The 25,063-nt window shown below is 71.6% G+C and carries 22 protein-coding genes; 15 read left to right on the forward strand and 7 right to left on the reverse strand.

Translation table 11 applies throughout. The annotated features are described in order from the left end of the window. The first annotated feature begins 74 nt into the window (after positions 1-74). Genes ADY59_RS07010 through ADY59_RS07025 form a run of 4 tightly spaced genes read left to right on the forward strand, consistent with a single transcriptional unit; the run spans position 75 to position 4,358 of the window. Positions 75-1,439 carry an ABC transporter substrate-binding protein gene (locus tag ADY59_RS07010; RefSeq protein WP_049559158.1) on the forward strand — a complete coding sequence of 455 codons (1,365 nt, stop codon included), beginning with the start codon at positions 75-77 and terminating at the stop codon, positions 1,437-1,439. Next, entirely contained in the window at positions 1,436-2,350 is a 915-nt protein-coding gene (locus tag ADY59_RS07015; RefSeq protein WP_049559160.1) for a carbohydrate ABC transporter permease, read from the forward strand. The genes ADY59_RS07010 and ADY59_RS07015 overlap by 4 nt, the downstream gene beginning before the upstream one ends. Then, the gene (locus tag ADY59_RS07020) at positions 2,337-3,182 is read left to right on the forward strand and encodes a carbohydrate ABC transporter permease (protein WP_049559162.1); all 846 of its coding nucleotides are present in this window, start codon (positions 2,337-2,339) and stop codon (positions 3,180-3,182) included. The genes ADY59_RS07015 and ADY59_RS07020 overlap by 14 nt, the downstream gene beginning before the upstream one ends. A gap of 3 nt (positions 3,183-3,185) precedes the next feature. After that, positions 3,186-4,358, forward strand: a complete 1,173-nt coding sequence (locus tag ADY59_RS07025; protein ID WP_049559164.1) for an ROK family transcriptional regulator — start codon at positions 3,186-3,188, stop codon at positions 4,356-4,358. Here the strand turns inward: ADY59_RS07025 and ADY59_RS07030 are convergent. Then, positions 4,323-5,096, reverse strand: a complete 774-nt coding sequence (locus ADY59_RS07030; RefSeq protein WP_049559165.1) for a helical backbone metal receptor — start codon at positions 5,094-5,096, stop codon at positions 4,323-4,325. The two genes, ADY59_RS07025 and ADY59_RS07030, sit on opposite strands and share 36 nt — an antisense overlap. A 54-nt stretch (positions 5,097-5,150) precedes the next feature. Here ADY59_RS07030 and ADY59_RS07035 point away from each other — a divergent pair, with 54 nt between their 5' ends. Together ADY59_RS07035 and ADY59_RS07040 are read left to right on the forward strand one after the other, a co-directional pair. Then, on the forward strand, positions 5,151-5,969 hold the full coding sequence (locus tag ADY59_RS07035; protein ID WP_231618583.1) for an SAM-dependent methyltransferase: 819 nt from the start codon (positions 5,151-5,153) through the stop codon (positions 5,967-5,969). Between the two features lie 4 nt (positions 5,970-5,973). Further along, on the forward strand, positions 5,974-6,885 hold the full coding sequence (locus ADY59_RS07040; RefSeq protein ID WP_049559168.1) for a TIGR03619 family F420-dependent LLM class oxidoreductase: 912 nt from the start codon (positions 5,974-5,976) through the stop codon (positions 6,883-6,885). Here ADY59_RS07040 and tpx read toward each other — a convergent pair. The 4 genes from tpx to icmF all read right to left on the reverse strand — a co-directional run bounded on the left by tpx (position 6,855) and on the right by icmF (position 15,334). Then, a complete protein-coding gene (gene tpx, locus ADY59_RS07045; protein ID WP_049559171.1) occupies positions 6,855-7,355 on the reverse strand; it encodes a thiol peroxidase in 501 nt (166 codons plus the stop codon). The genes ADY59_RS07040 and tpx overlap by 31 nt on opposite strands. A gap of 51 nt (positions 7,356-7,406) precedes the next feature. Beyond that, entirely contained in the window at positions 7,407-8,378 is a 972-nt protein-coding gene (locus ADY59_RS07050; RefSeq protein ID WP_049559173.1) for a helix-turn-helix domain-containing protein, read from the reverse strand. Between the two features lie 99 nt (positions 8,379-8,477). Further along, complete coding sequence (locus ADY59_RS07055) at positions 8,478-12,056, reverse strand: S8 family peptidase (protein WP_049559175.1); 3,579 nt, start codon at positions 12,054-12,056, stop codon at positions 8,478-8,480. Positions 12,057-12,136: 80 nt separating this feature from the next. Continuing rightward, a complete protein-coding gene (icmF, locus tag ADY59_RS07060; protein WP_049559177.1) occupies positions 12,137-15,334 on the reverse strand; it encodes a fused isobutyryl-CoA mutase/GTPase IcmF in 3,198 nt (1,065 codons plus the stop codon). Between the two features lie 88 nt (positions 15,335-15,422). Here icmF and ADY59_RS07065 point away from each other — a divergent pair, with 88 nt between their 5' ends. Further along, a complete protein-coding gene (locus ADY59_RS07065) occupies positions 15,423-16,463 on the forward strand; it encodes a glucose 1-dehydrogenase (protein ID WP_049559179.1) in 1,041 nt (346 codons plus the stop codon). Positions 16,464-16,545: 82 nt separating this feature from the next. Further along, positions 16,546-16,821, forward strand: coding sequence for a hypothetical protein (locus ADY59_RS07070; protein WP_049559181.1), 276 nt, complete (start codon positions 16,546-16,548; stop codon positions 16,819-16,821). 16 nt (positions 16,822-16,837) lie between these two features. On the opposite strand, the gene ADY59_RS47425 is transcribed toward ADY59_RS07070, so the two are convergent. Then, a complete protein-coding gene (locus ADY59_RS47425; protein WP_331459472.1) occupies positions 16,838-17,680 on the reverse strand; it encodes a CHAP domain-containing protein in 843 nt (280 codons plus the stop codon). Between the two features lie 120 nt (positions 17,681-17,800). Beyond that, positions 17,801-18,571 (reverse strand): PP2C family protein-serine/threonine phosphatase, encoded by a 771-nt coding sequence (locus tag ADY59_RS07080; protein WP_049559184.1) that lies wholly within the window; start codon positions 18,569-18,571, stop codon positions 17,801-17,803. 75 nt (positions 18,572-18,646) lie between these two features. On the opposite strand from ADY59_RS07080, the gene ADY59_RS07085 reads away from it, so the two are divergent. Genes ADY59_RS07085 through ADY59_RS07115 form a run of 7 tightly spaced genes read left to right on the forward strand, consistent with a single transcriptional unit; the run spans position 18,647 to position 24,992 of the window. Continuing rightward, on the forward strand, positions 18,647-20,401 hold the full coding sequence (locus tag ADY59_RS07085; RefSeq protein ID WP_049559187.1) for an HsdM family class I SAM-dependent methyltransferase: 1,755 nt from the start codon (positions 18,647-18,649) through the stop codon (positions 20,399-20,401). A 38-nt stretch (positions 20,402-20,439) separates the two neighbouring features. Continuing rightward, positions 20,440-21,327, forward strand: a complete 888-nt coding sequence (locus tag ADY59_RS07090; RefSeq protein ID WP_049559190.1) for a serine/threonine-protein kinase — start codon at positions 20,440-20,442, stop codon at positions 21,325-21,327. Continuing rightward, positions 21,327-22,166: an RNA polymerase sigma factor SigJ gene (gene sigJ, locus ADY59_RS07095; protein ID WP_049559193.1), complete on the forward strand. Its 840-nt coding sequence runs from the start codon at positions 21,327-21,329 to the stop codon at positions 22,164-22,166. The genes ADY59_RS07090 and sigJ overlap by 1 nt, the downstream gene beginning before the upstream one ends. A gap of 45 nt (positions 22,167-22,211) precedes the next feature. Next, a complete protein-coding gene (locus ADY59_RS07100) occupies positions 22,212-23,420 on the forward strand; it encodes an NAD(P)/FAD-dependent oxidoreductase (RefSeq protein ID WP_082309916.1) in 1,209 nt (402 codons plus the stop codon). Positions 23,421-23,480: 60 nt separating this feature from the next. Then, complete coding sequence (locus tag ADY59_RS07105) at positions 23,481-23,765, forward strand: hypothetical protein (protein ID WP_049559271.1); 285 nt, start codon at positions 23,481-23,483, stop codon at positions 23,763-23,765. A 5-nt stretch (positions 23,766-23,770) separates the two neighbouring features. Then, positions 23,771-24,538 carry a hypothetical protein gene (locus tag ADY59_RS07110; protein ID WP_049559199.1) on the forward strand — a complete coding sequence of 256 codons (768 nt, stop codon included), beginning with the start codon at positions 23,771-23,773 and terminating at the stop codon, positions 24,536-24,538. A 52-nt stretch (positions 24,539-24,590) separates the two neighbouring features. Next, positions 24,591-24,992: a nuclear transport factor 2 family protein gene (locus ADY59_RS07115; RefSeq protein WP_049559201.1), complete on the forward strand. Its 402-nt coding sequence runs from the start codon at positions 24,591-24,593 to the stop codon at positions 24,990-24,992. Positions 24,993-25,063: the final 71 nt, after the last annotated feature.

A 25,063-nucleotide genomic window follows, 5' to 3' on the forward strand; every position in this document is an offset into this window, starting at 1 on the left:
AAATCTTCGCCGAGATCAGACCGGCCCTTTGCCTCAGGGGTACAGGTGCCTTATCCCGATTCGAGGAGCGCGTCATGCCGCACAAGGTAACCGCCGTCCTCTCCGCCGCGCTGCTGGCAGCGACCTGCCTGACGGCCTGCGGCGACGACGGCGAGCAGGCCGCCAACGAGATCACCGTCTGGACCGAGGAGAACCTCGAGGACCGGATGGCCGTGCAACAGAAGATCATCGACGAGTTCACCCGGAAGACGGGGATCAAGGTCAAGCTGGTCGGCGTGGCCGAGGACCAGTTCAGCCAGGTGGTCACCTCGGCGGCGGCGGCGGGCGAGCTCCCCGACGTCATCGGCGCCCTGCCCCTGGCCTCCGTCCGCGAGCTGGAGTCCAACGACCTGCTCGACACCGAGGCGGCCGGCAGGATCGTCGACCAGCTCGGCCGCGACACGTTCTCGGCCCGCGCGCTGGAGCTCGACTCCTCCGGCGGCAAGCTGCTGGCCGTGCCCAGCGACGGCTGGGCGCAGCTCATCCTCTACCGCAAGGACCTGTTCGAGAAGGCCGGGCTGCGACCGCCCGACACCTACGAGGCGTTGCGGGCGGCCGCCGCCGAGCTCAACACCGGCGGCGTCGCCGGCATCACGCTGGCCATCGCGCCCAAGGACTCCTTCACCGCGCAGAGCTTCGAGCACGTCGCCCTGGCCAACGGGTGCGGGCTGGTGGACGACGCCGGCAACGTGACGCTCGACTCGCCGCCGTGCGTGCGCGCCTTCGAGTTCTACGGCGAGCTCGCCAGGAACCATTCGGTCAAGGGCATGCAGGACGTCGACTCGACCCGGGCCACCTACTTCTCCGGCAAGGCGGCCATGATGATCTGGTCGTCGTTCATCCTGGACGAGCTGGCCGGGCTGCGCAAGGACGCGTTGCCGAGCTGCCCGGAGTGCCGCGACGACCCGGAATGGCTGGCCAGGAACACCGGCGTGGTCACCGCGCTGAAGGGCCCCGACGGCAGCGCCCCGGCCCAGTTCGGGGAGATCGTCTCCTGGGCCGTCATGCGTGACTCCGCCACGGACCCGGCGTCGAAGTTCGTCACGTACATGATGAACGAGGGCTACGAGCGGTGGATCGGGATGGCGCCGGAGGGCAAGTTCCCCACCCGCAAGGGGTTCGCCGACACCTGGAAGGCGCTGCCCGCCGGGGTCGACACCAAGAAGCCGCTGGCCGACGTCTACCCGGCCGAGGTCCTGGAGGCGCTGCGCACCAGCCCCGACACGTTCGGCCGGTGGGGCATCCCGCAGGGCCAGGGCAAGCTGGTCGGCGCCACGATGGGCGAGCTGCCGGTGCCCAAGGCGCTGGCCGGCGTGGTCGACGGCTCGCTCACCCCGCAGGCCGCCGCGACGCAGGCCAGGACCGAGGTCGAGACCATCAAGCGCGGGATCCGCGAATGAGCCGCGCACGCACGCTGCGCGAGCAGGAGGGGCGGGCCGGGCTGGCGCTGATCTCGCCGACCCTGATCATCACGCTGGTCGTGGTGGTCCTGCCGCTCCTGTGGGCGATCATGCTGGCCTTCCAGGACGTCCGGCTGATCAACATCCGCCAGGCGGGGCTCTTCGGCAACTACACGCTGGAGAACTTCGCGTACGTGATGGCCGAGCCGGGGTTCTGGTCCGCGCTGGTCAACACGCTCGTCTACACGGTCGCGGGCACCGCCCTGTCGATCGTCATCGGGCTGGTCACGGCGCTGGCGCTGCGCGACAGGTTCCGGCTGCGGACGCTGGTCAGGGCCTCGATCCTGATCCCGTACGTGGCTCCGGTGGTGGCCGTCGCGTTCCTCTGGGAGACGATGCTCAACCCGCAGTACGGCATCGTGAACTCCTGGCTGGACGAGCCGATCGCCTTCCTCACCCAGGCCAGGGGCACGTTCCTGGGCATGGAGGTGCCGGTGGCGCTGCTGACGGTGATCGCGTTCGAGGCGTGGCGCTACTTCCCGTTCGCGTTCCTGTTCATCCTCGCCAGGATCCAGGCGCTGCCGGCCGAGCTGGACGAGGCGGCGGTGGTCGACGGGGCCACGCCGACGCAGCGCTTCCGGTACGTGATCCTGCCGCAGCTGTGGCGGATCATCGCGCTGCTGTCGGTGCTGCGATTCGTCTTCACCTTCACCAAGTTCGACGACGTCTACCTGCTGACCGGCGGCGGAGCGGGTACCGAGGTGGTCAGCGTGCGGGTCTACAACTTCCTGACCGCGCGCGACGACATCGGCGCCTCGGCCGCGCAGGCGATCGTGCTGGCGGTCGCGCTGGTCGTGTTCCTGGTGCTGTACCTGCGCTTCTTCGGGGGTGGCGAACGTGAGCAGGGATAGGTTCGAGCGGGCGCTGCTCAAGGTGCTCAAGCCGCTGGTGATCCTGTTCCTCTTCGTGATCACCGCGTTCCCGTTCTACTACATGGTGATGCTGTCGTTCCGCGACATCCAGGAGCTGATCCTGGAGCCGGGCTCGCTGTGGCCGAAGGCGTTCACCCTCGACACGTACGTGAACGTGCTGGACCGGCAGGGTTTCCTGATCTTCATGCGTAACAGCGCGATCGTGGCGGTCGCCTCGGTGGCGGTCACGCTGCTGATCTCGATCCCCGGCGCCTACGCGGTGGCGCGACTGCGTTTCTTCGGGCGGCGGCAGGTGCACTTCCTGTTCCTGGCCGTCTACCTGTTCCCGGCGATCGTGCTGGCCATCCCGCTGTTCGTGCTGTTCACCATGCTCGGGCTGCGGGGGTCGCTGGTGGGCCTGATCCTCGTCTATATCGCGCAAACGGTGCCAGTCACGGTATACATGCTCCGCAACTACTTCGAGACCGTGCCGCAGAGCGTCGAGGAGGCGGCCGCGATCGACGGCTGCACGCGCCTGTCGACCATCTGGCGGGTGGTGCTGCCGCTGTCCAAACCGGCGCTCATGGCGACCGGGCTCTACGCGTTCATGATCGCCTGGAACGAGTTCCTGTTCGCCCTTCTCTTCCTGGTGGAGAGGCGGGAGAGCTGGACGGTCTCGCTGGGGCTCTCGCAGCTCGCGGGCAGCATCGAGATTCCCACCACGGTGCTCATGGCAGGATCCGTGGTGCTGACGCTGCCCATCGTGATCGTCTTCTTCGCCGGCGAACGGTTGCTGACGGAGGGCCTCACGGCAGGAGCGGAGAAGGGATAGACCATGCTGACGGCGGGGCAGGTCCTCCAGCTCATCCGCGACGGCTCCTGCCGCACCCGCAAGCAGCTGATCGAGTTCACCGGTCTGTCCCGGTCGACGATCACCGACCGGGTGGACCGGCTCATCGAGGCGGGCTACATCCACGAGTCCGGCGTCGCGAGCTCCGGGGGCGGCCGGCCTCCCTCGGTGCTCGACATCGACGCCACCAGCCGCCTGGTGCTGGTGGCCGACCTCGGGGCCAGCCACGCCCGGGTGGCGCTGACCGACCTCGCCGCCCGGCCGCTGGCCGAGGAGCACACCGAGATGCGCATCGAGCGGGGCCCCGAGGCGGTGCTGTCCTGGGTACGGCAGGCGTTCCGGCGGCTGCTGGACCGCACCGGCCGCCCCGCCGCCCAGGTGTGCGGGATCGGCGTGGACCTGCCGGGCTCGGTCGACCACACCTCCGGCCGGGCGATCAGATCGTTCCTCATGCCCGGCTGGGACGACCACCCGATCGGCCCGGCCGTCGGGGCCGACTTCGACGTGCCGATCCTGGTGGAGAACGACGCCAACGCGATGGCGCTGGGCGAGTGGTGGACGTCCTGGCGGCACAGCGACGCGCTCGTCCTGGTCAAGGTGTCGACCGGGATCGGCACCGGCATCGTGCTGAACGGCGGCATCTACCGGGGCGTGGAGGAGGCCGCGGGCAACATCGGCCACGTCCGGCTGCACGAGGCCGACGACCGGGTGTGCACGTGCGGCTCGCGCGGCTGCGTGGCCTCGCTGTCCAGCGGCCACGCCCTGGCCACCGACCTGGGCATGGAGACCAGCCGCGACGTGGTGCGGCTGGTGCAGGCGGGCGACCCGGTGGCCATCGCGCGCACCCAGGAGGCCGGGCGCACGCTGGGCATCGTGCTGGCTACCGCCGTCAGCCTGCTCAACCCGGGCGTCCTGGTGCTGGCCGGTGACATGGCCGAGACCGGCGAGCACTACCTGACGGGCATCCGGGAGAGCGTCTACCGCCGCAGCCTGCCGTACACGACGCGCAACCTGGAGATCGTCACGAGCTCGCTGGGCGACCGGGCGGGCATCGTGGGCACGGCGGTGATCGTCATGGAGCACGTGCTGTCGCCGGAGGCGGTCGACGCGGCGCTGGCCTCCTCACGCGGGCGGGCGCGCCCCGATCTGACCGGCTAGCTCCGCTCTCGCCGTGACCAGGGACGGCCCGTACCAGGTGAGCAGCCGCCCGCTGACCAGCGCGCACGGCAGGCCGGGGAACGCCTCGGGGCCGTCGCCGGCGCTGAAGGCGTATGGCTCGTCGGGCAGCACCACCAGGTCGGGGCGGGCCTCGACGAGCTCCGCGAGCGGGATCTTCGGGTAGCGCTCCGGGTGGCCGGCGTACAGGTTGTCCACGCCGAGCCGGGCGAGCACGTCGCCGGTGAAGGTGTCGCGGCCGGCCACCATCCACGGCCGCCGCCACACGGGCACGATCGCGGTCCTGCGCGGCCCCCGGTACGGCTCCCGCCAGGCTTCCCCGGCCCGGGTGAGCCAGCCGGGCGGGGCCACCCGGCAGGCCAGCTCGAACATCCGGGCCAGCGAGGTGAACGCCTGGTCCACGGTCTCGATCCTGGTGACCCACACCGCCAGCCCGGCCGCGCGCATCGCCGCGATGTCGGGGGCCCGGTTCTCCTCGGCGTTGGCCAGGACCACGTCGGGGCGCAGCGCGGTGATCGCGGCGAGGTCGGGGTTCTTGGTGCCCTTGACCCTGGTCACGTCCAGGCCGGGCGGGTGCGAGCACCAGTCGGTGGCGCCCACCAGCGCGCCCGGGACGGTCGCGGCGACCGACTCCGTCAGCGACGGCACCAGCGACACGATCCGGCCCACGACCCGGGGCACGGCGACGCGCGTTCCGGTGTCGTCGACGGAATCGCTCATAAGAACACCTTAAATCCCCCCACAGCGGGACACATATCCATACAATCTTGAACTGTGAATCTGGGGGATCACCAGCAGGAACCTCGGGGCTTCGACCCGTCCAAGCCCAACGTCGCCCGCCTGTACGACTACTACCTGGGCGGCAAGGACCACTTCCCGGCCGACCGCGAGGCGGCCGAGCGCATCCTCAAGGTGGCGCCCGAGGTGCGGGCCGCCGCCCGCGCCAACCGCGCCTTCCTCGGCAGGGCCGTGCGCTTCCTCGCGGGCGAGGGGATCCGCCAGTTCCTCGACATCGGCACCGGGCTGCCCTCACAGGGCGCGGTGCACGAGGTGGCCGGCGCCGTCTCCCCCGGCAACCGCGTCGTGTACGTGGACCGGGACCCGGTCGTCATGGTGCACGCGCGGGCCATGCTCGCCTCCGGCTCCGGCACGATCGCCGTCGAGGGCGACCTGCGCAAGCCCCGGCAGATCCTCGACGACCCGCAGGTGCTGGAGACCATCGACTTCAGACAGCCCGTCGGGGTCCTGCTGGTCGCCGTCATGCACTTCATCGCCGAGGCCGACGACCCGGCGGGCATCCTGCGGACGCTGCGCGAGGCCATGGCCCCGGGCAGCTACCTGGTCCTGTCGCACGGCACCAGCGACGCCCGGCGCGACGCCGTCCGCAAGGGCACCGAGGTCTACCGGAACGCCACCTCGCCGCTGGTGCTGCGCGACCGGGCGGGCATCGCCGCCCTGTTCGACGGGTTCGACCTGGTGGACCCGGGGCTGGTCTGGCTGCCCGAGTGGCGTCCCGGCCAGACCGACACGATCGACTTCACCGACGACCCGGCCTCGTCGCTCATCCTGTGCGGCGTGGGCAGGAGGGACTGACCCGATGCGGATCGGCCTGGCCGCGCCCCAGTACGGCAGGTTCGCCTCGCTGGAGAGCCTTGGCCTGGTGGCGCGGGAGGCCGAGGCGATGGGGTTCGCCTCCCTGTGGGTGGGCGACCGGCTGCTGACGCCGCTGGAGCCGAAGGACCGCTATCCCGGCGGCGACGGCTCGATCCCGGAGGCGCACGGCGTGTTCCTGGACCCGTTCGCGGTGCTGTCGGTGGCCGCGTCGCTGACCTCGCGGATCCGGCTCGGCACCAGCGCGCTCAACGCCTGCTGGTACGCTCCCCCGCTGCTGGCCCGCTCTCTGACGACGATCGACCAGCTCAGCGGCGGCCGCCTGGACGTGGGGCTGGGGCTCGGCTGGTCGTCGGACGAGTACGCCGCCGTCGGCGTGCCGTGGAAGTCGAGGGCCGCCAGGTACGAGGCCACGCTCGACGCGCTGGAGGCCATCTGGCACACCGACCCGGTCGCCTACGACGGCGAGCTGTGGACGGTGGCGCCCAGCCGCATCCGGCCCAAGCCGGTCGGCCGCCCGCCGGTGCTGCTGGGCGGGTTCGCCCCCGAGGCGCTGCGGCGCGTCGGCCGCCGGGCCGACGGCTGGCTGACCGCGTCGCTGCCGATCCGGATGCTGACCTCGATGTGGGACACGGTGCTGCGGGCCGCCGAGGAGGCCGGCCGCGACCCGGGGGCGCTGCGGATGGTCCTGCGCGCCAACCCGGTCGTCACCGCCGGGGGCTCGCCGCCCAGGAGCGGCCCTGTGCCGCAGATCGCGGACTACCTGAACGAGGCGGCGGCGGCCGGGGTCCACGAGTGCGTCCTGGACCTCCAGCACACCGCCGAGAACGCCCCGCACCTGCTGGAGCTGGCCGGGGAGTTCAGGTCCTACTTGAGCGCGGCGAGCGCGGCGTCGTAGTCGGGCTCCTGGGTGATCTCCGGGACGAGCTCGGAGTGGAGCACGTTGTTGGCGCCGTCGAGCACGATCACCGCGCGCGCGGCCAGGCCGGCCAGCGGGCCGCTCTCCTGGGCGATCCCGTAGTCCTGGAGGAACCCGCGACCGCGCATGAGCGACAGCATGGTGACGTTGTCGAGCCCCTCGGCGCCGCAGAACCGCTTCTGCGCGAACGGCAGGTCGGCCGAGACGCAGAGCACGGTCACGCCGGGGTGCTCGGCGGCGATCTCGTTGAAGCGGCGCACGGAGGCGGCGCACACGCCGGTGTCGACGCTCGGGAAGATGTTGAGCACCTTCACCGCGTCGCCGTACTCGGCCAGCGTGCGATCACCGAGGTCGGCGCCGACCAGGCTGAAGCCGGGCACCGCGTCCCCGGGCCGGGGGAAGGAGCCGCCCACGGTGATCGGGTTTCCTTTGAACGTGACGTCGGACATGAAGCCTCCTGATGGCAGTGAGATCCCGCGTCGGGATCTTATCGCCCGTGCTCAGGCCCAGCCGTTGCGGGCCGCGTGCCAGCCGAGCTGCACCCGGGTGCGGGCGCCGGCCAGGTCCATCAGGGCCCGCACCCGGCGCTGGAGGGTGCGCAGCGACAGGTCGAGCTGGCCTGCCACGGCCTCGTCGGTCAGCCCGGCGAGCAGCAGCCCGAGGATGTTCCTGTCGAGCTCGCCGATCACGGCCTCGCGCTCCTCGGTCAGCTCTCCGGCGTCCACGCGCAGCGGGTAGGCGCGCAGCCAGATCGACTCGAACAGCGCCTCGACCGCCGTGAGCAGGCCGCTGCGGTGCAGCAGCACAGCGGCCGGCTCGCCGCCCGGCTCGGTGGTCAGCGGCACCAGCGCCAGCTCGCTGTCGGCCATCATCAGCTTGATCGGCAGCTTGTCGGCCACCCTGACCTGGACGCCCCGGCGGATGGAGGCGATGGTCCCGGTCGCCACGCCGGGCGTGGCCAGCACCTCGCGCTCGACCAGCACCAGATACTCCACGCCGCGGTCGACGCCCTGGTCCTCGGCCGTGTTGTCGTCCGGCGGCACGGCCACGAACGGCGCCGTGGAGAACGAGCGCACCTGCTCGGCCGCGGCCCACTGGATCTGCAGGAAGCGCTGCCGTACCGCTTCCACGCCCGTCACGACCTCGATGAGGTCGCCCACGGCGCGGTCGGCGGCGGCCATGCGGTGCTGTTCGGCGAGCGCGACCAGGGCGAGCTCGGCGGTGCGCAGCTCCTCGCGGCGCGCGGTGAGCAGGCCGCCGAGCGCGACGGCGGGCGGCGCGGCGACGTGGCGGGCGGGGACGCCGGGCAGGCGCGAGACCAGGCCGCGCCCGACCAGGGCGGCCAGGTCCTCCGCCACGGCGGTAACCGGCCGCTCCAGGGCGGCGGCGAGCTCGGCGGCGGTGCCGGGGCCGTCGATCAGGCGGCGGTAGGCGGTCTCCTCACCGGCTGTGAGCCCCAAAGCCTCCAGCACGGTGTCCCCCTCCCTCCGATCGCCGATCAGTATGGGAGAGAAGACAGGACCGAAGGCGACAAAGCCGCCTTCGGCCCCGAATCGTGACAACACGGTTATCTAGCCGACAATCGCTCGGATGATCTCCTGGCTGACGGTGTTGCCCTTCCCGTCGGCGGCCGTGGCCTTCAGCGAGAGCGTGCCGCCGCGCACCAGCGCCGTCCACGTGCCCTTGCCGCTGGGCACCAGGGCGGCCTTCCGCCAGGTGGCGCCGTCGTCATGGGAGACCGACAGCGTCGCCTTCGTCGCCCTGCTGGGCGAGGGCAGCCACTCCTGCGTGGTGCCGGAGATGGTGATCTTCGCCAGCGGGCCGAGCCGCTTGACGTCGTAGTCGAGCTGCATCATCGGGACGTCGGTCCGGTAGGGGCCGTCCGGGTCGGGCGCCGCCGAGACGAAACTCCACTCCGTGTGGGTGCGGGTGGAGGTACGCCACGTGGCGGCGTCCCGGTCGACGTCGAGGGTCACCTTGTACGGCGTCGCCTCCGAGGGCAGGCCGTCCCAGTAGACCATCGCGCGTCCCGCGGCCTTCTTGAGCAGCTTGTCGCCCTGGTAGAAGCCGATGGACATGGTGCCGTACTCGTCGCCGCCGCCACCGGAGTGGCCGGGAGTCCCGTCCGAGAGCGGCGGGATGTTGAACTGGAAGCCGCCGTCCGGCTCGCGGAACGGGCCCCAGTACTCGGTGCCGAGCCTCGGCCTGACGACCGGGCCGAACCACTCGTGCGTGACCCGCTGGCCCGCCCGGTAGGTCTGCGGCGTCTGGCGCATCTCCCAGCCGTCGTCGCCGATGAAGTGCGACTCGTACCAGCTGACGCCCTTGGGCGTGGAGACCCACTCGGTGCGTTCGGCGGGGAAGAACTCGCGCTCGCGGAAGCCGATGGCCGGACCCCAGCCGTCCACGAGGTTGTAGCGGAACCCGCCGCCCTCCTGGCCGGCGGCGCCGCCGTTGTAGACGCCGCGCACCCGGGCCAGGTCGCGCGGCCGGTGATCGAGGTCGCGGTCCGGGATGGCGCCCCGGTGCACGTCCACCAGGTCGTACAGGTAGGACGCGTAGGGCCGCTGCTCGACCACGGCACGGGTGCCGGCGAGCCCTCCGGCGCCGTCACGCGGGACCAGGACGACCGGGATCGTCACGCCCTCGCCGTAGAACTCGTAGAGCCGGCCCGGCTCGTCGTTGACGACGACGAGCAGCGCGGCGCCGGCCGCCATGGCCTGCCTGGCGCGCTCCTCGGCGGGCACCTCGGCGCTGCGGGTCACGACGACGGCCTTGCCCTTGGCGTCGATGCCGGCGTAGTCCTGCGCCGCGCCCTTGCCCGCGGCGACCGTCACCAGCCGGGTGCGGCCCTCGGTGAGCGGGCCGCCACCCTGCACGGTCGCCACCAGTTCGGGACGGCCGGGCACGTCCAGCGTCAGCGCGGGCTCGCCCCGGCGCCAGCGGGTCAGGTAGTCGAAGGAGCCCTGCGTGACCTTCTTCGTGGGCGAGACGTAGACGCTCTCGTACCAGATGGGCAGCATGTACCCGAGCCGCATGCCCGGGGTGTCGGGCAGCGCCCGGACGAAGTCCAGGTGCTGCTGGCGGTGCTCGGTGGGCTTGGGCGTGGTGACGGTGACCGGCCTGGCCTCGCTCGCGTCGAGCACGAGCTCGGTGTCGCCGTCGAGCAGGGTCTCCGGGGCGACCAGCATCGCCATGCCGCGCGCGTCCGGCCGCTCGCCCTTGACCTCCAGCAGCGAGAAGGCCAGGTAGTTGCCGGGCGGCAGGCGCAGCAAGCGCTCGCCCTCCACCGCGTACGGGTACATGTCGCCGGTCCTGGCGTCGCCCAGCACCACGGTGCCGGAGGCGGGCTCGCCGTCGCGGTCGCGCAGCTTCAGCGTCAGGTCGTAGAGCTCGCGCTCCTTGGCCGCGCCGTACCCGGTACGCACCACGAAGTCGCCGGCGGTGGCCGTCACCAGGCCCGACACCCTGGTGTCCGGAGCCAGCCCCGCCGGGTCGACGGTGAGCGTGACCTCGGCCGTGCCGCGCGCCGGCACGGTCACCTTCGGCGCCGACAGCGTGACCGCGCCGGAGCCGGTCACCGCCAGGTCGAGCGCCACGTCGGCGTCGCCGTCGTTGCGGTAGACGATCTTCCGCTCGGCCTTGGGGTCGTCGGCCGCGTGCGGCCAGTCGAAGAAGGCGGCCGGCACCGAGCCGGTCGCCGTCACCGCGGCCCCGACGGCCGCCGCCACGTCCAGCCGTCCGACGCCCTGCTCGTACGGCGTGTACGCGAGCTCCTTGGCCGAGCTCATCAGCGTGTCCTTGAGCTGCTGCCCGGTCCGGTCCGGGTGCCGCTGGGCCAGGATGGCGGCCGCCCCGGCCACGTGCGGGGTGGCCATCGAGGTGCCGTCCAGGCTCCAGTACGGCCCGCTCGACCCGGTGTGGTGCGACGAGTGCGCGGCGTTGATCGCCACGCCGGGCGCGGACAGGTCCGGCTTGAGCCCGTAGGTCTTGTAGAGCGGCCCCATGCTGGAGAAGTCGGCACGGTTGTCCGACTTGTCCACCGCGGCCACGGTGAGTGCGGAGGCGGCGGAACCCGGGGCGCCGATCGTGCCCTCGCCGTAGCTGTTGCCCGCCGCGATCACGAACAGCGCGCCGGTCCGCTTGGACAGGTTGTCCACCGCCAGCGCCATCGGGTCGTCGCCGCCGTCGGGGATGTCGCTGCCCAGGCTCATGCTGACGACCTTGGCCCGGGCCGCGGCCCACTCCATGCCCGCGATGATCCACGAGTCCTGGCCGTAGCCGTCGTCGGCGAGCACCTTGCCGATCACCAGGTCGGCGCCGGGCGCGACGCCCTTGTTCGCGCCGCCGGACGCCGCGCCGGTGCCCGCGACCGTGGAGGCGACGTGCGTGCCGTGGCCGTTGACGTCGGTGACCTCCTCGCCGGGCACGAAGCTCGTGGTCTCGGCGATCTGGTCCTTCAGGTCCGGGTGCGCGGTGTCGATGCCGGTGTCGAGCACGGCGACCTTGACGCCGGTGCCGTCGAACCCGGCGGCCCACGCCTGCGGTGCGCCGACCTGCGGCACGCTCTCCTTCAGCGAGGCCCTGGCCTTGCCGTCCAGCCAGATTCTGCCGAGGCCGCCGGCCAGCCTGGTGCGCCCACCGGCGATCGCGTTCCAGAACGGGCGCGGGTCCTTGCCCACGCGCAGCGCGGCGCCGCCGACGCTGGGCAGCGGGCGCACGACCTCGGCCCCGGCGGGAGCCGAGCGCGGGGCCGCGCCCTCGTAGGTGGTGATCACGGGCAGACCCGGCACGCGGGCGTCGTCGTAGCCCATCTCGACCAGGTCGCTGACGTTGAACAGCCGCAGGTCCAGGCGCTCGGCCGCGACCAGCGGCAGCGCCTCGTCCGGCAGCACGTAGGTGTCGCCGCCGGACCGCTGGACCTGGACGCCGCCCTGCGCGCCGGTGGGGCGCTCGACGGTGACGACGTCCTGGTCGCCGGGGCCGTCCACGTAATGGACGCGGTCGCCGGTGAGGAGGGTGACGGTGTGCCCGGAGCCCTGAGGTGCGGGCTCCGGTGGTGTTTCCGCGTGCGCCGCCGGCGGGGCGGCCAGCGCGCTCGCCGCGAGAGCGACGGCGAGCACGCCGGGGAGCTTCCTGTTGAGGGGCATGAGATGGATCTACCGGCAATGCCGGTAGATCCGGAATATTCCTCCGCTGGCGAGAACCCGCCCTGGCGCGAGCCCGCCACTCAGACGTTGCGCCGGTACTGGCCTCCCGCCTCGAACAGCGCGTCGGTGATCTGCCCCAGCGAGCAGACCCGGGCCGCCTCCATCAGCACCTCGAACGCGTTGCCGTCGGACATCGCCGCCTCCCGCAGCCTGGCCAGCGCGGCCGGGGCCTCGGCCCGGTTGCTCTCGTGGAAGGCGTGCAGCCGGTCGAGCTGCGAGCGCTTCTCCTCCTCGGTGCCCCTGGCCAGCTCCAGCTTGTGCGGCCCGGGTTCGTCGCCGCCCGGGTTGCGGAACGTGTTGACCCCGATGATCGGCAGCGACCCGTCGTGCTTGCGGGTCTCGTACAGCATGGACTCGTCCTGGATCTTGCCGCGCTGGTAGCCGGTCTCCATCGCGCCGAGCACGCCGCCGCGGTCCGACAGCCGCTCGAACTCGCGCAGCACCGCCTCCTCCACCAGGTCGGTGAGCTCGTCGATGATGTACGCGCCCTGCAGCGGGTTCTCGTTGCGCGCCAGGCCCCACTCGCGGTTGATGATCATCTGGATCGCCATCGCGCGGCGCACCGAATCGGCCGACGGGGTGGTGACCGCCTCGTCGAAGGCGTTGGTGTGCAGGCTGTTGCAGTTGTCGTAGACGGCGATCAGGGCCTGCAGGGTGGTGCGGATGTCGTTGAAGTTCATCTCCTGGGCGTGCAGGGAGCGGCCCGAGGTCTGGATGTGGTACTTCAGCTTCTGCGACCGCTCGGCCGCGCCGTAGCGCTCGCGCATCGCCACCGCCCAGATGCGGCGCGCCACCCGGCCGAGCACGCTGTATTCGGGGTCCATGCCGTTGGAGAAGAAGAACGACAGGTTCGGCGCGAAGTCGTCGATGTCCATCCCCCTGGCCAGGTACGCCTCCACGTAGGTGAAGCCGTTGGCCAGGGTGAAGGCGAGCTGGCTGATGGGGTTCGCGCCCGCCTCGGCGATGTGGTAGCCGGAGATCGACACCGAGTAGAAGTTGCGCACCCCGTTGCGGATGAACCACTCCTGGATGTCGGCCATCATCCGCAGCGAGAACTCGGTGGAGAAGATGCAGGTGTTCTGGCCCTGGTCCTCCTTGAGGATGTCGGCCTGGACCGTGCCCCTGACCGTGGCCAGCGTCCCGGCCCGCAGCGCGGCGGCCTCCTCGCCCCCGGGCTCGCGGCCGTGCTCGTCGCGGAAGCGCTGGAGCGCCTGGTCGACGGCGGCGTTGAGGAAGAAGGCCAGGATCGTCGGGGCCGGGCCGTTGATGGTCATCGACACCGACGTGCTGGGTGCGGACAGGTCGAAGCCGTCGTAGAGCGCCTTCATGTCGTCGAGCGTCGCGATCGACACCCCCGACGTACCGACTTTTCCGTAAATGTCGGGCCGCAGGTCCGGGTCGTTCCCGTACAGCGTCACCGAGTCGAACGCCGTCGACAGCCGCGTCGCCGGCTGGCCCTCGGACAGCAGCTTGAAGCGCCGGTTCGTGCGGAACGGGTCGCCCTCTCCGGCGAACATCCTGGTCGGGTCCTCGTCGTCCCTCTTGAACGCGAACACCCCCGCCGTGAACGGGAACCTGCCCGGCAGGTTCTCGCTCCGCAGGAACCTGATCAGCTCCCCGTGGTCCTCGTAACGCGGCAGCGCGACCCTCGGGATGCGGTTGCCCGACAGCGTCTCGCGCCACAGCGGCGTGTGGATCTCCCGGTCCCGCACCTTCACCACGAGCTCGTCGGCCGTGTACTGCTCCTTGGTGGCGGGCCAGCTCTCCAGCAGGGCGCGGCTCTCGTCGCTCAGCTCCGCCTCCGCCCTGGCGGAGAGCTCGTCGAGCCGGCCGTCCTCGAGGAGCGCGCTGACGGCGGCGAGCTGCTGGCGGCGGCGGGCCACCTCCGCCTGCGCCCGGGTCTCCTCGTGGTAGCCGCGCACGGTCTCGGCGATCTCCGCGAGGTAGCGCACCCGGCCCGGCGGCACGATCGCCGCCGACGCCTGGGACGTACGCCCGCGCACCGGCGCGAGCAGCCCGGGGCCGGCCGGCATGCCCTTGTCCACCAGCAGCTCCTTGAGATACTGGTACAGCGATGTGACCCCGGCGTCGTTGTAGCGGGCCGCGATCGTCCCGAAGACCGGCATCTCGTCCGGGGAGACGCCGAACGCCTCCCGGTTGCGCACGAGCTGCCGCCGCACGTCGCGCAGCGCGTCCTCGGCCCCGCGCCGCTCGTACTTGTTGATCACCACGGCCTCGGCGAAGTCCAGCATGTCGATCTTCTCAAGCTGGGACGCCGCGCCGAACTCCGGCGTCATCACGTAGATCGGCACGTCCACGTGCGGCACGATGCCCGCGTCGCCCTGGCCGATGCCGGGCGTCTCCACCACCACCAGGTCGTACCCGGCGGCCCGGCAGGCGGCGATCACGTCGTCCAGGCAGGCGGGCACCTCGTTGGGCGCGCCCCGGGTGGCCAGGGACCGGAAGTACGTCTGCGGGCTCAGGCTGTTCATCCTGATCCGGTCGCCCAGCAGCGCGCCGCCGCCGCGCCGCCGCGTCGGGTCGATGGCGATGACCGCGATGCGCAGCTTGTCGTCGTTGTCCACACGCAGCCGGCGCACCAGTTCGTCGGTGAGCGACGACTTCCCGGACCCGCCGGTCCCGGTGATGCCCAGCACCGGCGCCGTCCGGCCCGCCGCCCGCACCCCCTCGACCAGCCCGGCCGGCGCGCGGCCCGCCTCGATGAGGGTGATCGTCCTGGCCAGCGCCGCCTGGTCGCCCGAGACCACGGCCTCGACCGACGGGGCGCCGGCCGGCTCGGTGTCGCACTCCTCGATCAGCTTGTTGATCATCCCGGGCAGGCCGAGCCGCTGCCCGTCCTCCGGGGAGAAGATGCGCGTGACGCCGCGCGCGTGCAGCAGGTCGATCTCGTCCCGCACGATCACCCCGCCGCCGCCGCCGTACACCTTGACGTGCCCGGCGCCGCGCTCGCGCAGCAGATCCACCAGGTAGGAGAAGAATTCCACGTGCCCGCCCTGGTACGAGCTGATCGCCACGCCCTGGACGTCCTCCTGGATGGCGGCGGTGACGATCTCGTCCACCGATCGGTTGTGCCCGAGGTGGATCACCTCGGCGCCCTGGGTCTGCAGGATGCGCCGCATGATGTTGATGGCCGCGTCGTGGCCGTCGAACAGCGCTGCCGCTGTCACGAATCGGACCGGGTTGACCGGAACGTGCACGCCTGATCACTCCTTCGTGGGGCCCTGATTCGAAGATACTAGGACGTCCTATTAATTCCCAAGGCGCCCCGGTGGGTAGGGGTGAGGCATGCGTGCGATCACATTCGTGCCGGGCAAGCAGGGCACGCTCGGCATCACAGACGTTCCCGAGCCGGAGCCGGGGGCGGGCGACCTGCTCGTCCAGGGCCTGGCGCTGGGCATATGCGGGACGGACCGGGAGCTGATCTCCGGCGAGTACGGCTGGCCGCGCGAGGATCCGATGATCCTCGGCCACGAATCGCTCGGCCGGGTGCTCCAGGTTCCGGAAGGTTCCGCCTACTCCCCCGGCGACCTGGTCGTCGGCGTCGTCCGCCGCCCCGACCCCGAGCCGTGCGGCGCGTGCGCCCGGGGCGAGTTCGACATGTGCCGCAACGGCGAATACACCGAACGCGGCATCAAGGAGCGCGACGGCTACGGCAGCGAACGCTGGACCGTCGAGGCCGCCTACGCCGTCAAGCTCGACCCCGGGCTGGGCACCCTCGGCGTCCTCGTCGAGCCCGCCTCCGTGGTGGCCAAGGCGTGGGAGCACATCGAACGCATCGGCTCCCGCGCCTGGTTCGAGCCGCGCACGGTCCTCGTCACCGGCGCCGGGCCCATCGGCCTGCTCGCCGCCCTGCTCGCCCATCAGCGCGGTCTGGAGGTGCACGTCCTGGACCGCGCCGCGGACGGCCTCAAACCCGCGCTCGTCGCCGATCTCGGCGCCACCTACCACGCGGCCAGTGACCTGAAGGCCGTCGGCTTCAAGCCGGACATCATCCTCGAATGCACCGGCGCCGGGCCTCTCGTCTTCGACGCCATGCTCAACACCGCGGCCGCGGGCATCGTCTGCCTGGCCGGCGTCTCCAGCGGCGGCCGGCTCCTCAGCGCCGACGCGGGGCAGATCAACCGCGACATCGTGCTGGAGAACGACGTGGTGTTCGGCACCGTCAACGCCAACCTGCGCCACTACCGCGCCGCCGCCGACGCCCTCTCCCAGGCGGACGCCGCCTGGCTGGAACGCCTCATCACCCGCCGCCTCCCCCTGGACCGCGCCCCGGAGGCCTTCGACCGCGGCCAGGACGTGAAGGTGGTCATCGAACTCGGCGAGTGAGCTCCGCCAAACGTGAAAAACACACACGTAGTGGTGACGGACGCACCTTCACCGGCCCGGCCGCCGCTCGTACCGTCGGGGCATGCGCGTCCATCGCCTCGTCCCCGTCGCCGCCGCCGCACGGCTGGCCTCGCTCTCGTTCGCGAGCCCGGCGCAGGCGGCCGGATCGCACGCGTGCTTCTTCGGCGAACCCGGCTCACAGGAGGGCGCCCTGAACGCCTGGAGCTGCACCGGCGCCGGGTACGTCGACGTCGCGGTCAGCGTCTTCTCGGGCGCCGCGGCGGGTGACTACGTCTGCCGCACGGCCTTCTCCTGGAACGGCACCCTCTCGGCGACAGGTTGCGCCGAAGCCCCCTGACCTCCGCCCGGACGCCCTACGTCCTCGGGTCGTACGGTCTGCGGCGGGTGGGGCCGCCCTTGGCCGGGGCCGCGCCCACGGGCACGCGCGCCCGCCGGGCCTCGGGCTCCGGGTGGTACGGGGCTTCGCCCGTCCCCCCCCCCCCCCCCGCCGGTGACCGGGGGCTTTCCGGGGCGGTTGGCGCGTTCCACGGGCGGGTGAGCCGGCGGTGGCCACCGCGGCGGCCGGCGACGCGGAAGGCGACCACCACGGTGGTCACGATGATGACGGCGAGCAGCGCCAGCGGCCCGCCCAGGGCGTCGAGCGGCGAGGCGGCCGGCGGTTCGCGGCGCTCACGGAGGGGGAACGGCTGCTGGGTGGTGCGGATCTCGCTCAGTTCGGCGTTGGCCTTGACGACGCGCGGCAGCCCGTAGCCGACGACCTTGTCCGTCTCGCGAACCTTGCGCTTGAGCCAGACGCGGTCCACGTTGGCCTCGATCGTGTGGATCTTCTTGCCTTCGACGCGTTCGACGATCCCGACGTGGTCGACGCCCTTGTAGCTGTCACCGCCGCGCCAGTCGAAGAAGACCAGGGCTCCGGGCTCGGGTTCGCGCGTCCAGGCGCCCTGTTTGATGAACCAGACCGCGTGGGAGGGTGTCCAGGCGAACTGGCCTACGTATGCGCCGATGTCCGCCTTGTCGGCGGCCCAGGCGATGAACATGTCGCACCAGGCGGCGTTCTTGTACTGCGGATCCCCTACGTGTCCGGCATACCAGTGGCCGAACTTGGTGTGCTGGCCGGACTTCTCCCGGTAGCCGAGTTCCTTACGGACGGTGGCGAGTAACTCTTCCGCGATCGGGTCCAGCTCGACTCCCCCCAGAAATGTGGCAGATCACGATGGACTGTAATAGCGGCATCACGACCACGCGCACAGCATTCCGAAAGTGTCTAGCCATGAGGGGAAATAACGGTCTTGTGGCTGGTGGGACAGGTGTCCGGATTATGCCCCAGCGCCCACCCGGTAGACCTGCGTGTCGCCCGCGCCGGCCGCGACCACGTCGGCCACGATGACCGTCACGTTGTCGGGCGAACCGCCCTCGTTGGCAAGATCGATCAGCCTCTGGACGGCCGCCGCCGGGTCTGCCACCGTGGTCAGCACCTCGTGCAGGACCTCGGGCCCGAGCACGGTGGTGAGCCCGTCGGAGCAGAGGAGGTAGCGATCATCCGGGTCGGCCTCGCGCAGCGCCATGTCGGGCTCCGCCCTGCCCTCGCTGCCCAGCACTCTCAGCACCATCGACCGGCGGGGGTGCACTGCGGCTTGATCCTCCGTAATGCGGCCTTCGTCCACCATCGACTGCACAAGTGTGTGATCCTTGGTCATCTGGTAGAGAGCACCATCGCGAAGCAGGTAGCCGCGGGAGTCACCGAGATGAGCCAGCGCGAAGCGGTAGCCGTCCCACAGCATGGCGGTCACCGTGGTGCCCATCCCCCTGCGCGCCGGGTCGATGTCGGCCAGCTCGACCAGTCTGCGCGCGGCCTCGTGCACGGCGCCTTCGAGCGCGGCCTCCAGGTCGGTGCCCGTCTCGGGAAGCGTGACGTCCAGCTCGCGCATCACCGCGATCGCCGCCGAACTCGCCAGCTCGCCCGCCGCGTGTCCGCCCATCCCGTCAGCCACCACGAGCAACCGGCCGCTCGCGTAGCCAGAATCCTCGTTCTGCTCCCTGCGGCGGCCCACGTCTGATCCGGCGGCATAGCGGATGTTGTGCTTCATACCTGCAGTAAATCACTGGTTGAAAGACTTCACAAGCAGATGCGCTGAAGACTCCATTGAACTAGTCTGGGCCCCATGAGCCACGACCCGACCCTGAACGCCGGGGACATCGCCCGGCTCGCCGGTGTCGGGCGTGCCGCGGTGAGCAACTGGCGCCGCCGCCACGACGACTTCCCTGCCCCCATCGGCGGCACCGCCAACCAGCCGTTGTTCTCGCTGCCTCAGGTCGAGGAGTGGCTGCGCCGCTATGGGAAGTCCTACCAGGTCTCCCTGGGAGATCGGGCATGGCAACGCCTGAAAGCGGCGGGCGATTTGCGGCTCGGCGAGGTCGTCGCGCAGGCCGGGGCCCTGCTGACCACCGGCGAGAGCGACCTGGAGCCCGAGCCCGCCTCGCTCGTGTCGGAGCTGGCCGAGCGGCACGGGGCCCTGACGGCGTACGAGTTCCTGGTGGAGCGCTATCTGGAGGCCCATTCCCGGCAGCTGTCGGTCACCCGCGACGACATCGCGGAGCTGATGGTCCGCCTGGTCTCGGCAGGCGAGGGCGGCCCCCTCGTCCTCGATCCCGCCTGCGGGGTCGGCACGCTGCTGCTGGCCGCCGGGGGCGTCCGGGCGCTCGGGCAGGAGATGAGCGAGGCGTCCGCCGCCATCACCGCCGCCCGGCTGCGCCTGCGCGGCGTCGAGGCGACGGTCGTGGCGGGCGACGCCATGCGCCACGACGGCTTCCCCGGCGACCGGGCCGACGCCGTGCTCTGCGACCCGCCGTTCAACGAGCGGGCCTGGGGTTACGAGGAACTGGTCGGCGATCCCCGCTGGGAGTACGGGCTGCCGCCCCGGGGCGAGCCGGAGCTGGCCTGGGTCCAGCACTGCCTGACCCACGTCAAGCCGGGCGGCCTGGTGGCCATCCTCATGCCCCCGGCCGCCGCCAGCCGCAAGGCCGGCCGCCGCATCCGCGCCAACCTGCTCAGGGCCGGCGCGCTGCGCGCGGTGATCGCGCTGCCGGGCTCCGACCTGTGGCTGCTGCGCCGCCCGGCGACCGGCGAGCGCCCACCGTCCGACGTGCTGATCCTCGACGCGGTGGCCGACATGTCCGCCGTCGAGCCGGCCTGGCGCGCCTATCTGGCCGACGGCTCGGGGCAGGCGGTGCGGATCATCGACCTGCTGGCCGACGAGGTCGACATGACCCCGGCCCGCCACCAGCGCCGCGACGACCTGGGCCGGGCGTTCGCCGAGGCCCGCGACCGCTTCCTGGCCGCCGCCGCCGTGCCGCCCGACCTCAAGGTGCTCGACGAGCCGCTCGACCAGCCCGCCACCACGATCGGCGACCTGATCAAGGAGGGCCTGGTGACCGTCTTCCAGGCGCCGCCGCGGATGGCCGCCGAGGGCGGTGACGTGCCCGTGCTCACGGCCGACGACGTGGCAGGCGACACGTCGCCGTCGAGCCTGACCACCGCGCAGAAGGGGCTGGTGGCGATCGAGCCGGGCGACGTCGTCGCCTCCTACTCCAGCGTGCGCGTGATGACCGGCGGCGGCATGGTGCTGGGCCCGCACCTCACGCTCTACCGGGTGGACTCGCGGCGGCTCGACGCCGACTTCCTCGCCGGGTTCCTGCGGGCGGCGGGCAGCCGCGCGACGACCGGCTCCAGCAGGTTCGACGTACGGCGCACCCGCCTGCCGAGGCTCTCGCTCAAGGATCAGCGCGCGTACGGCGAGGCGTTCAGGCAGCTCGCGGTGCTGGAGGACGCGCTGCGCGAGACGTCCGCGCTGGGCCAGGCGCTGATCCGGCTGGGCCTCGACGGGCTCACCGGCGGCCACCTGCACCCGCAGTCGTGACGGTGTAGTTTTTCCCGGAAGGCAGCGGGAGGGGGACTATGGTCATCGGCGACCGCTATGAGCTCGACGACCTCCCCCTCGGCCAGGGCGGCATGGGCGCCGTCTACGCGGGCCACGACCGTCACCTCGACCGCCGCGTCGCGGTCAAGCTCCTCAGGCTGCCCAGCGGCCCCGACCAGGAGCTGGAGCGCCGCTTCATCCGCGAGGCCCGCATCCTGGCCAGGCTGGAGCACCCCGGCGCGCCCGTCCTGTACGACTTCGGCACCCACGAGCAGCGGCTCTTCCAGGTGATGCAGTTCATCGAGGGCGTCACGGTGGCCGACGTGGTCAGCGAGCACGGGCCGCTGCCGGTGTCGTGGGCCGCCGCGATCGCCGCCCAGGCGTGCGCGGTGCTGTCGGCGGCGCACGCACTGTCGATCTGCCACCGTGACCTGAAGCCGACCAACCTGATGCTGTGCCCCGACGGCAGCGTCAAGGTGCTGGACTTCGGGCTGGCGATGCTGCGGGACGCCGACGTGACGACGTTCACCCGCATCGGCCAGATCCTGGGCACGCCCGCCTACATGGCACCCGAGCAGATCCAGCACGGCATCGCCGAGCCCCGCAGCGACCTTTACGCGCTGGGCTGCGTGATGCACGAGATGCTGACCGGCAGGCAGCTGTTCACCGGGCCCACCGACTACGTGGTGTTCGAGAAACAGGTGAAGGAACGGCCGCCGGCCGTCCCCGGGGTGCCCGCCGGGCTGGGCGCGCTGCTCGGGCAGTTGCTGGAGAAGAAGCCCGGCGACCGGCCCCGCGACGCCGACGAGCTCTACCGGCTGCTGGAGCCGTTCGCGGTGTCGCTGCCGATGCTGCCGGGCTTTCTGGCACAGACCCCGAGCCCGGGGCGCATGTACGCGCGGATGGTGGGGCGGGTGCTGAGCTGATGTTCGAGGAGCACCGCGAGCATCTGTGGGCCGTCGCGTACCGGATCCTCGGCACCGTGACCGACGCCGACGACGCCGTGCAGGAGACGTGGCTGCGCTGGCGGCAGGCCGACCAGCAGGCCGTGACCGACGCCCGCGCCTACCTGACCACGATCGTCAGCAGGATCTGCTACGACCTGCTGACGTCGGCCCGCGCCCGCCGGGAGTCCTACGTCGGCGAGTGGCTGCCGGAGCCGGTCGTCACCGAGCTGGGGCCCGAGGACCGGGCGACCCTGGACGATTCGATCAGCCTCGCCCTGCTCGCCGTCCTGGAACGGCTGTCCCCGGCCGAGCGGACGGCGTTCGTGCTGCACGACGCGTTCGCGGTGCCGTTCGAGGAGATCGGCGAGATCCTCGGGCGCAGCGCCGGGGCCGTACGGCAGCTCGCGTCGCGGGCCCGCGCGCGGGTCCAGGAGTACGCGCCGCGCGGGACGGCCGATCGCGCGGCGCACCTGAAGGTGGTGGAGGCGTTCGCGGCGGCGGCGACCTCGGGCGACCTGCAGGGGCTGGTCGAGGTGCTCGACCCGGACGTGGAGTGGCGTGCCGACGGCGGGGGCGTGGTCACGGCCGCGATGGTCCCCGTCGTGGGCTCCGGGCGCGTCGCCAAGCTGGTCCAGGGCCTGGTCGAGCGCTGGTTCGACGGCATGACGGCCGAGTTCCGCGAGGTCAACGGGGCGCCCGGCGTGGTCGTGCGCGACGCCGACGGGGTCCCGGACAGCGTGATGGCCTTCCGCGTCGCCGACGGCCGCGTCGTCCGGGTCGACGTCGTCCGCAATCCCGCCAAGCTGCGGGACGTGTGACACGCCTCACTCAGACGTCCTGTCCCGCACCGGCGTCTCCCTTGTATGAACATCGTGGTCATCGGAGCGGGATACGCGGGTCTGACAGCGGCGCTGCGGCTGGACCGGACCCATCACATCACCCTGATCAGCGCCGACGCGCACTTCACGCAGCGAATCCGGCTGCACGAGCTGGCGGCGGGCCGGCCGACCGTGCGGGTGCCGCTGGCGGAGCTGACGCGCGGCACCGGCATCGAGACGGTCGTCGCCCGGGTCGCCGGGCTGGATCCGTCGGCGCGCGTGGTGCGCACGGAGGACGGGCGGGAGTTCGGCTACGACACGCTGGTGTACGCGCTCGGCAGCCGCACCGACGTGGGCGTGCCCGGGGTGGCCGAGCACGCCTACACCGCCGAGTCGGCCGCCGCCCTGCGGACGCGGCTCACGGCAGGGACAGGGACAGGGACAGGGGCAGGCGCGGTGGCGGCCGCCGGCGGAACGGCGGCCGTCGGTGGGGCGGCGACCGGGGGTGAGGTGGCGGTGGTCGGCGGTGGGCTGACCGGCGTCGAGATGGCGGCCGAGCTGGCCGAGGCGTACCCGGCGTGGAAGGTCACGCTGGTGTCGGCGGCGGAGCCGAGGCTGTCGGCGCGCGGCCGAAGGCACCTCGCGCGGGCGCTGGCCCGGCTCGGGGTCGCGACGAGGTACGGCGTCCGCGCGTCGGGCGTGTCGGCGGGGACCGTCCACACATCTGGTGGCGACATTTCCGCCGATGTCATCGTCTGGGCGGGTTCGTTCACCGTCCCGGCGCTCGCCGCCGAGGCCGGCCTGGCCGTGAACTCCCGGGGCCGGGCGCTGGTGGACGCGACGATGCGGTCGGTGTCGCACCCGGACGTCTACGTCGTCGGCGACGCGGCGGCCGTCCCCATCCCGGGCGCCGGCGAGTCCCGCATGTCCTGCGCGGTCGGGATGCCGATCGCCGCGCACGCCGCCGACGTCGTCAACGCCCGCGCCGCCGGGCGCCCGGCCCGGCCGTTCCGGTTCCGCTACCTCATCCAGTGCGTCAGCATCGGCCGCCGCGACGGCGTCATCCAGTTCGTCCGGTACGACGACTCGCCCAAGGAACTGGTGCTGCGGGGGCGGGTCGCGGCGTGGGTCAAGGAGCAGGTGTGCCGGTTCACCGTGGGCTCGCTGCGCCTGGAGCGCCGCCGGCCCGGGACGTACCTGTGGCCGGCCGGCAAGTCCCAGGACTCGCGGCAGGCGGAGCTGATCATCTCCTGAAGGGCGCCCGAAGGGCACTCTCAACGGCTGCGCCTGAGGTACTTGGGTATCATGGTATCCATGGCTCCACCGCACGCACCGCAGCGTCAATCGCCTCTGAAAGTTGACCCAGCGACCGACGAGCTCATCTCCCAAGGCGCCCACTTCCTCGGCGTGACAAAGAAGGACCTTGTCGCGGCCGCCGTCCGCGTCTATCTGGAACAGCAGCGGGAGAACATCCGCCGCGGCATGCTCGAGTCGATGAAAGTGCTGGACGGCTCTCTGAGCTCCAGCGTGTCCCTGCTCACGGATTTGCCCCCCGAGCGCATCAGCGAACTCGGTGGTACGGGCGACTGGGAGGAATGACTCCTGTGCGGCGCGTACGCCCCACCATCCGCGCCCTGCGCAACGACCTGGGTCTGCCCCTCCCATCCGCCCAGGTTTCCTTGGACTCGATCACCCACCCCCTGCTGGATAAGGCATCTGAGCAGTTCGCCGAGCCCGGCACCACGCATGAGCGCATCCGCGCCATTGACGACGTCGTCCTGTTCAAGGTGAAAGTGCGGCGCTGGCGCGGCGCCGTCTGGACCAGCGGACCCGACGATGAGGTCCGGAGCTGGTTGGTTGCTGCCGGCAGTCGTGAGGACGGCTCCAGCGATGACTTCTACGCCAGATTGGAAAGCCGCGGGAAGGCGGCTCGATCGCGCTACAACAGCGAGCACGACCAGCGCCTCACTACCTCCACCTGCAGTCGCCATCTGCTTCCGAATGACGACGATCACGATCGCTATCGGCTCGAAGCCGCCACGCGCTTCATTCTGCGGCTCAATACCGAGATCCGTGATCTGGCCCGCGGCTCTCTGCAGGACGGTCACGAGCACACCGCTGACTACCCGGGCTTCCGGCTCGGCGTCCTGATACGCGGCGACGACGGCAATGAGACCTACGTGGCTATCCGGATAACCGGCTCTGTTCCGGTCAACCTGACTGCGATGATTCTTGAACGGGTTCCCGGCTGCGATCCGGGTGGCTGGTTTCCTGAGTACGCGTTGCCCGGACGTGACCTGCTCCCTGCCGAACAAGCCTGGTCCAATGTCATGGATTCCAAGGCCGCTGCCGAACTCCTTGAGGAGCATTGAGAGTTCCCCAAGTAGCGTCGGTGCCCTCCGAACTCGACGGAAGGAATCACGCATGGACGTCATGGAGGCCGCTCGGCGGTGGGCGCGGGTGTGGCAGGAGGCGTGGCCGGCCAAGGACGCCGACGCCATCGTGGCGCTGCAGGCTCCCGACGGCCTGCACTGGGCCTCCCCCTTCCGTCCCGTCCACGAGGGCAGGGACGGGCTGCGGCGCTACCTGGAGGACGTGTTCAAGGACGAGGTCGAGCCGACGGTGTGCCGCTTCGGCGAGCCGCTGGTGACCGACGGCCACGCGGCGGTGGAGTACTGGGCGCAGAGCCACTACGCCGACGGGCCGCTGGCGATCGCGGGCATCACGCTGCTGCGCTTCGACGAAGACGGCCTGGTCGCCGAAGCGCGCGACTACTCCTTCGTCGAGCCGGGCATCCACCCCTTCCGCCCCCACCTTCCCCTTTAGGGATCATGCACAAAGGCCGTTCGCGGGCACCATTGATGGCATGGGGACCGTACAGATCAGGGACGTCCCTG

Origin of the sequence: Nonomuraea sp. SBT364 (assembly GCF_001083785.1) — a bacterium.
Taxonomy (GTDB): domain Bacteria; phylum Actinomycetota; class Actinomycetes; order Streptosporangiales; family Streptosporangiaceae; genus Nonomuraea.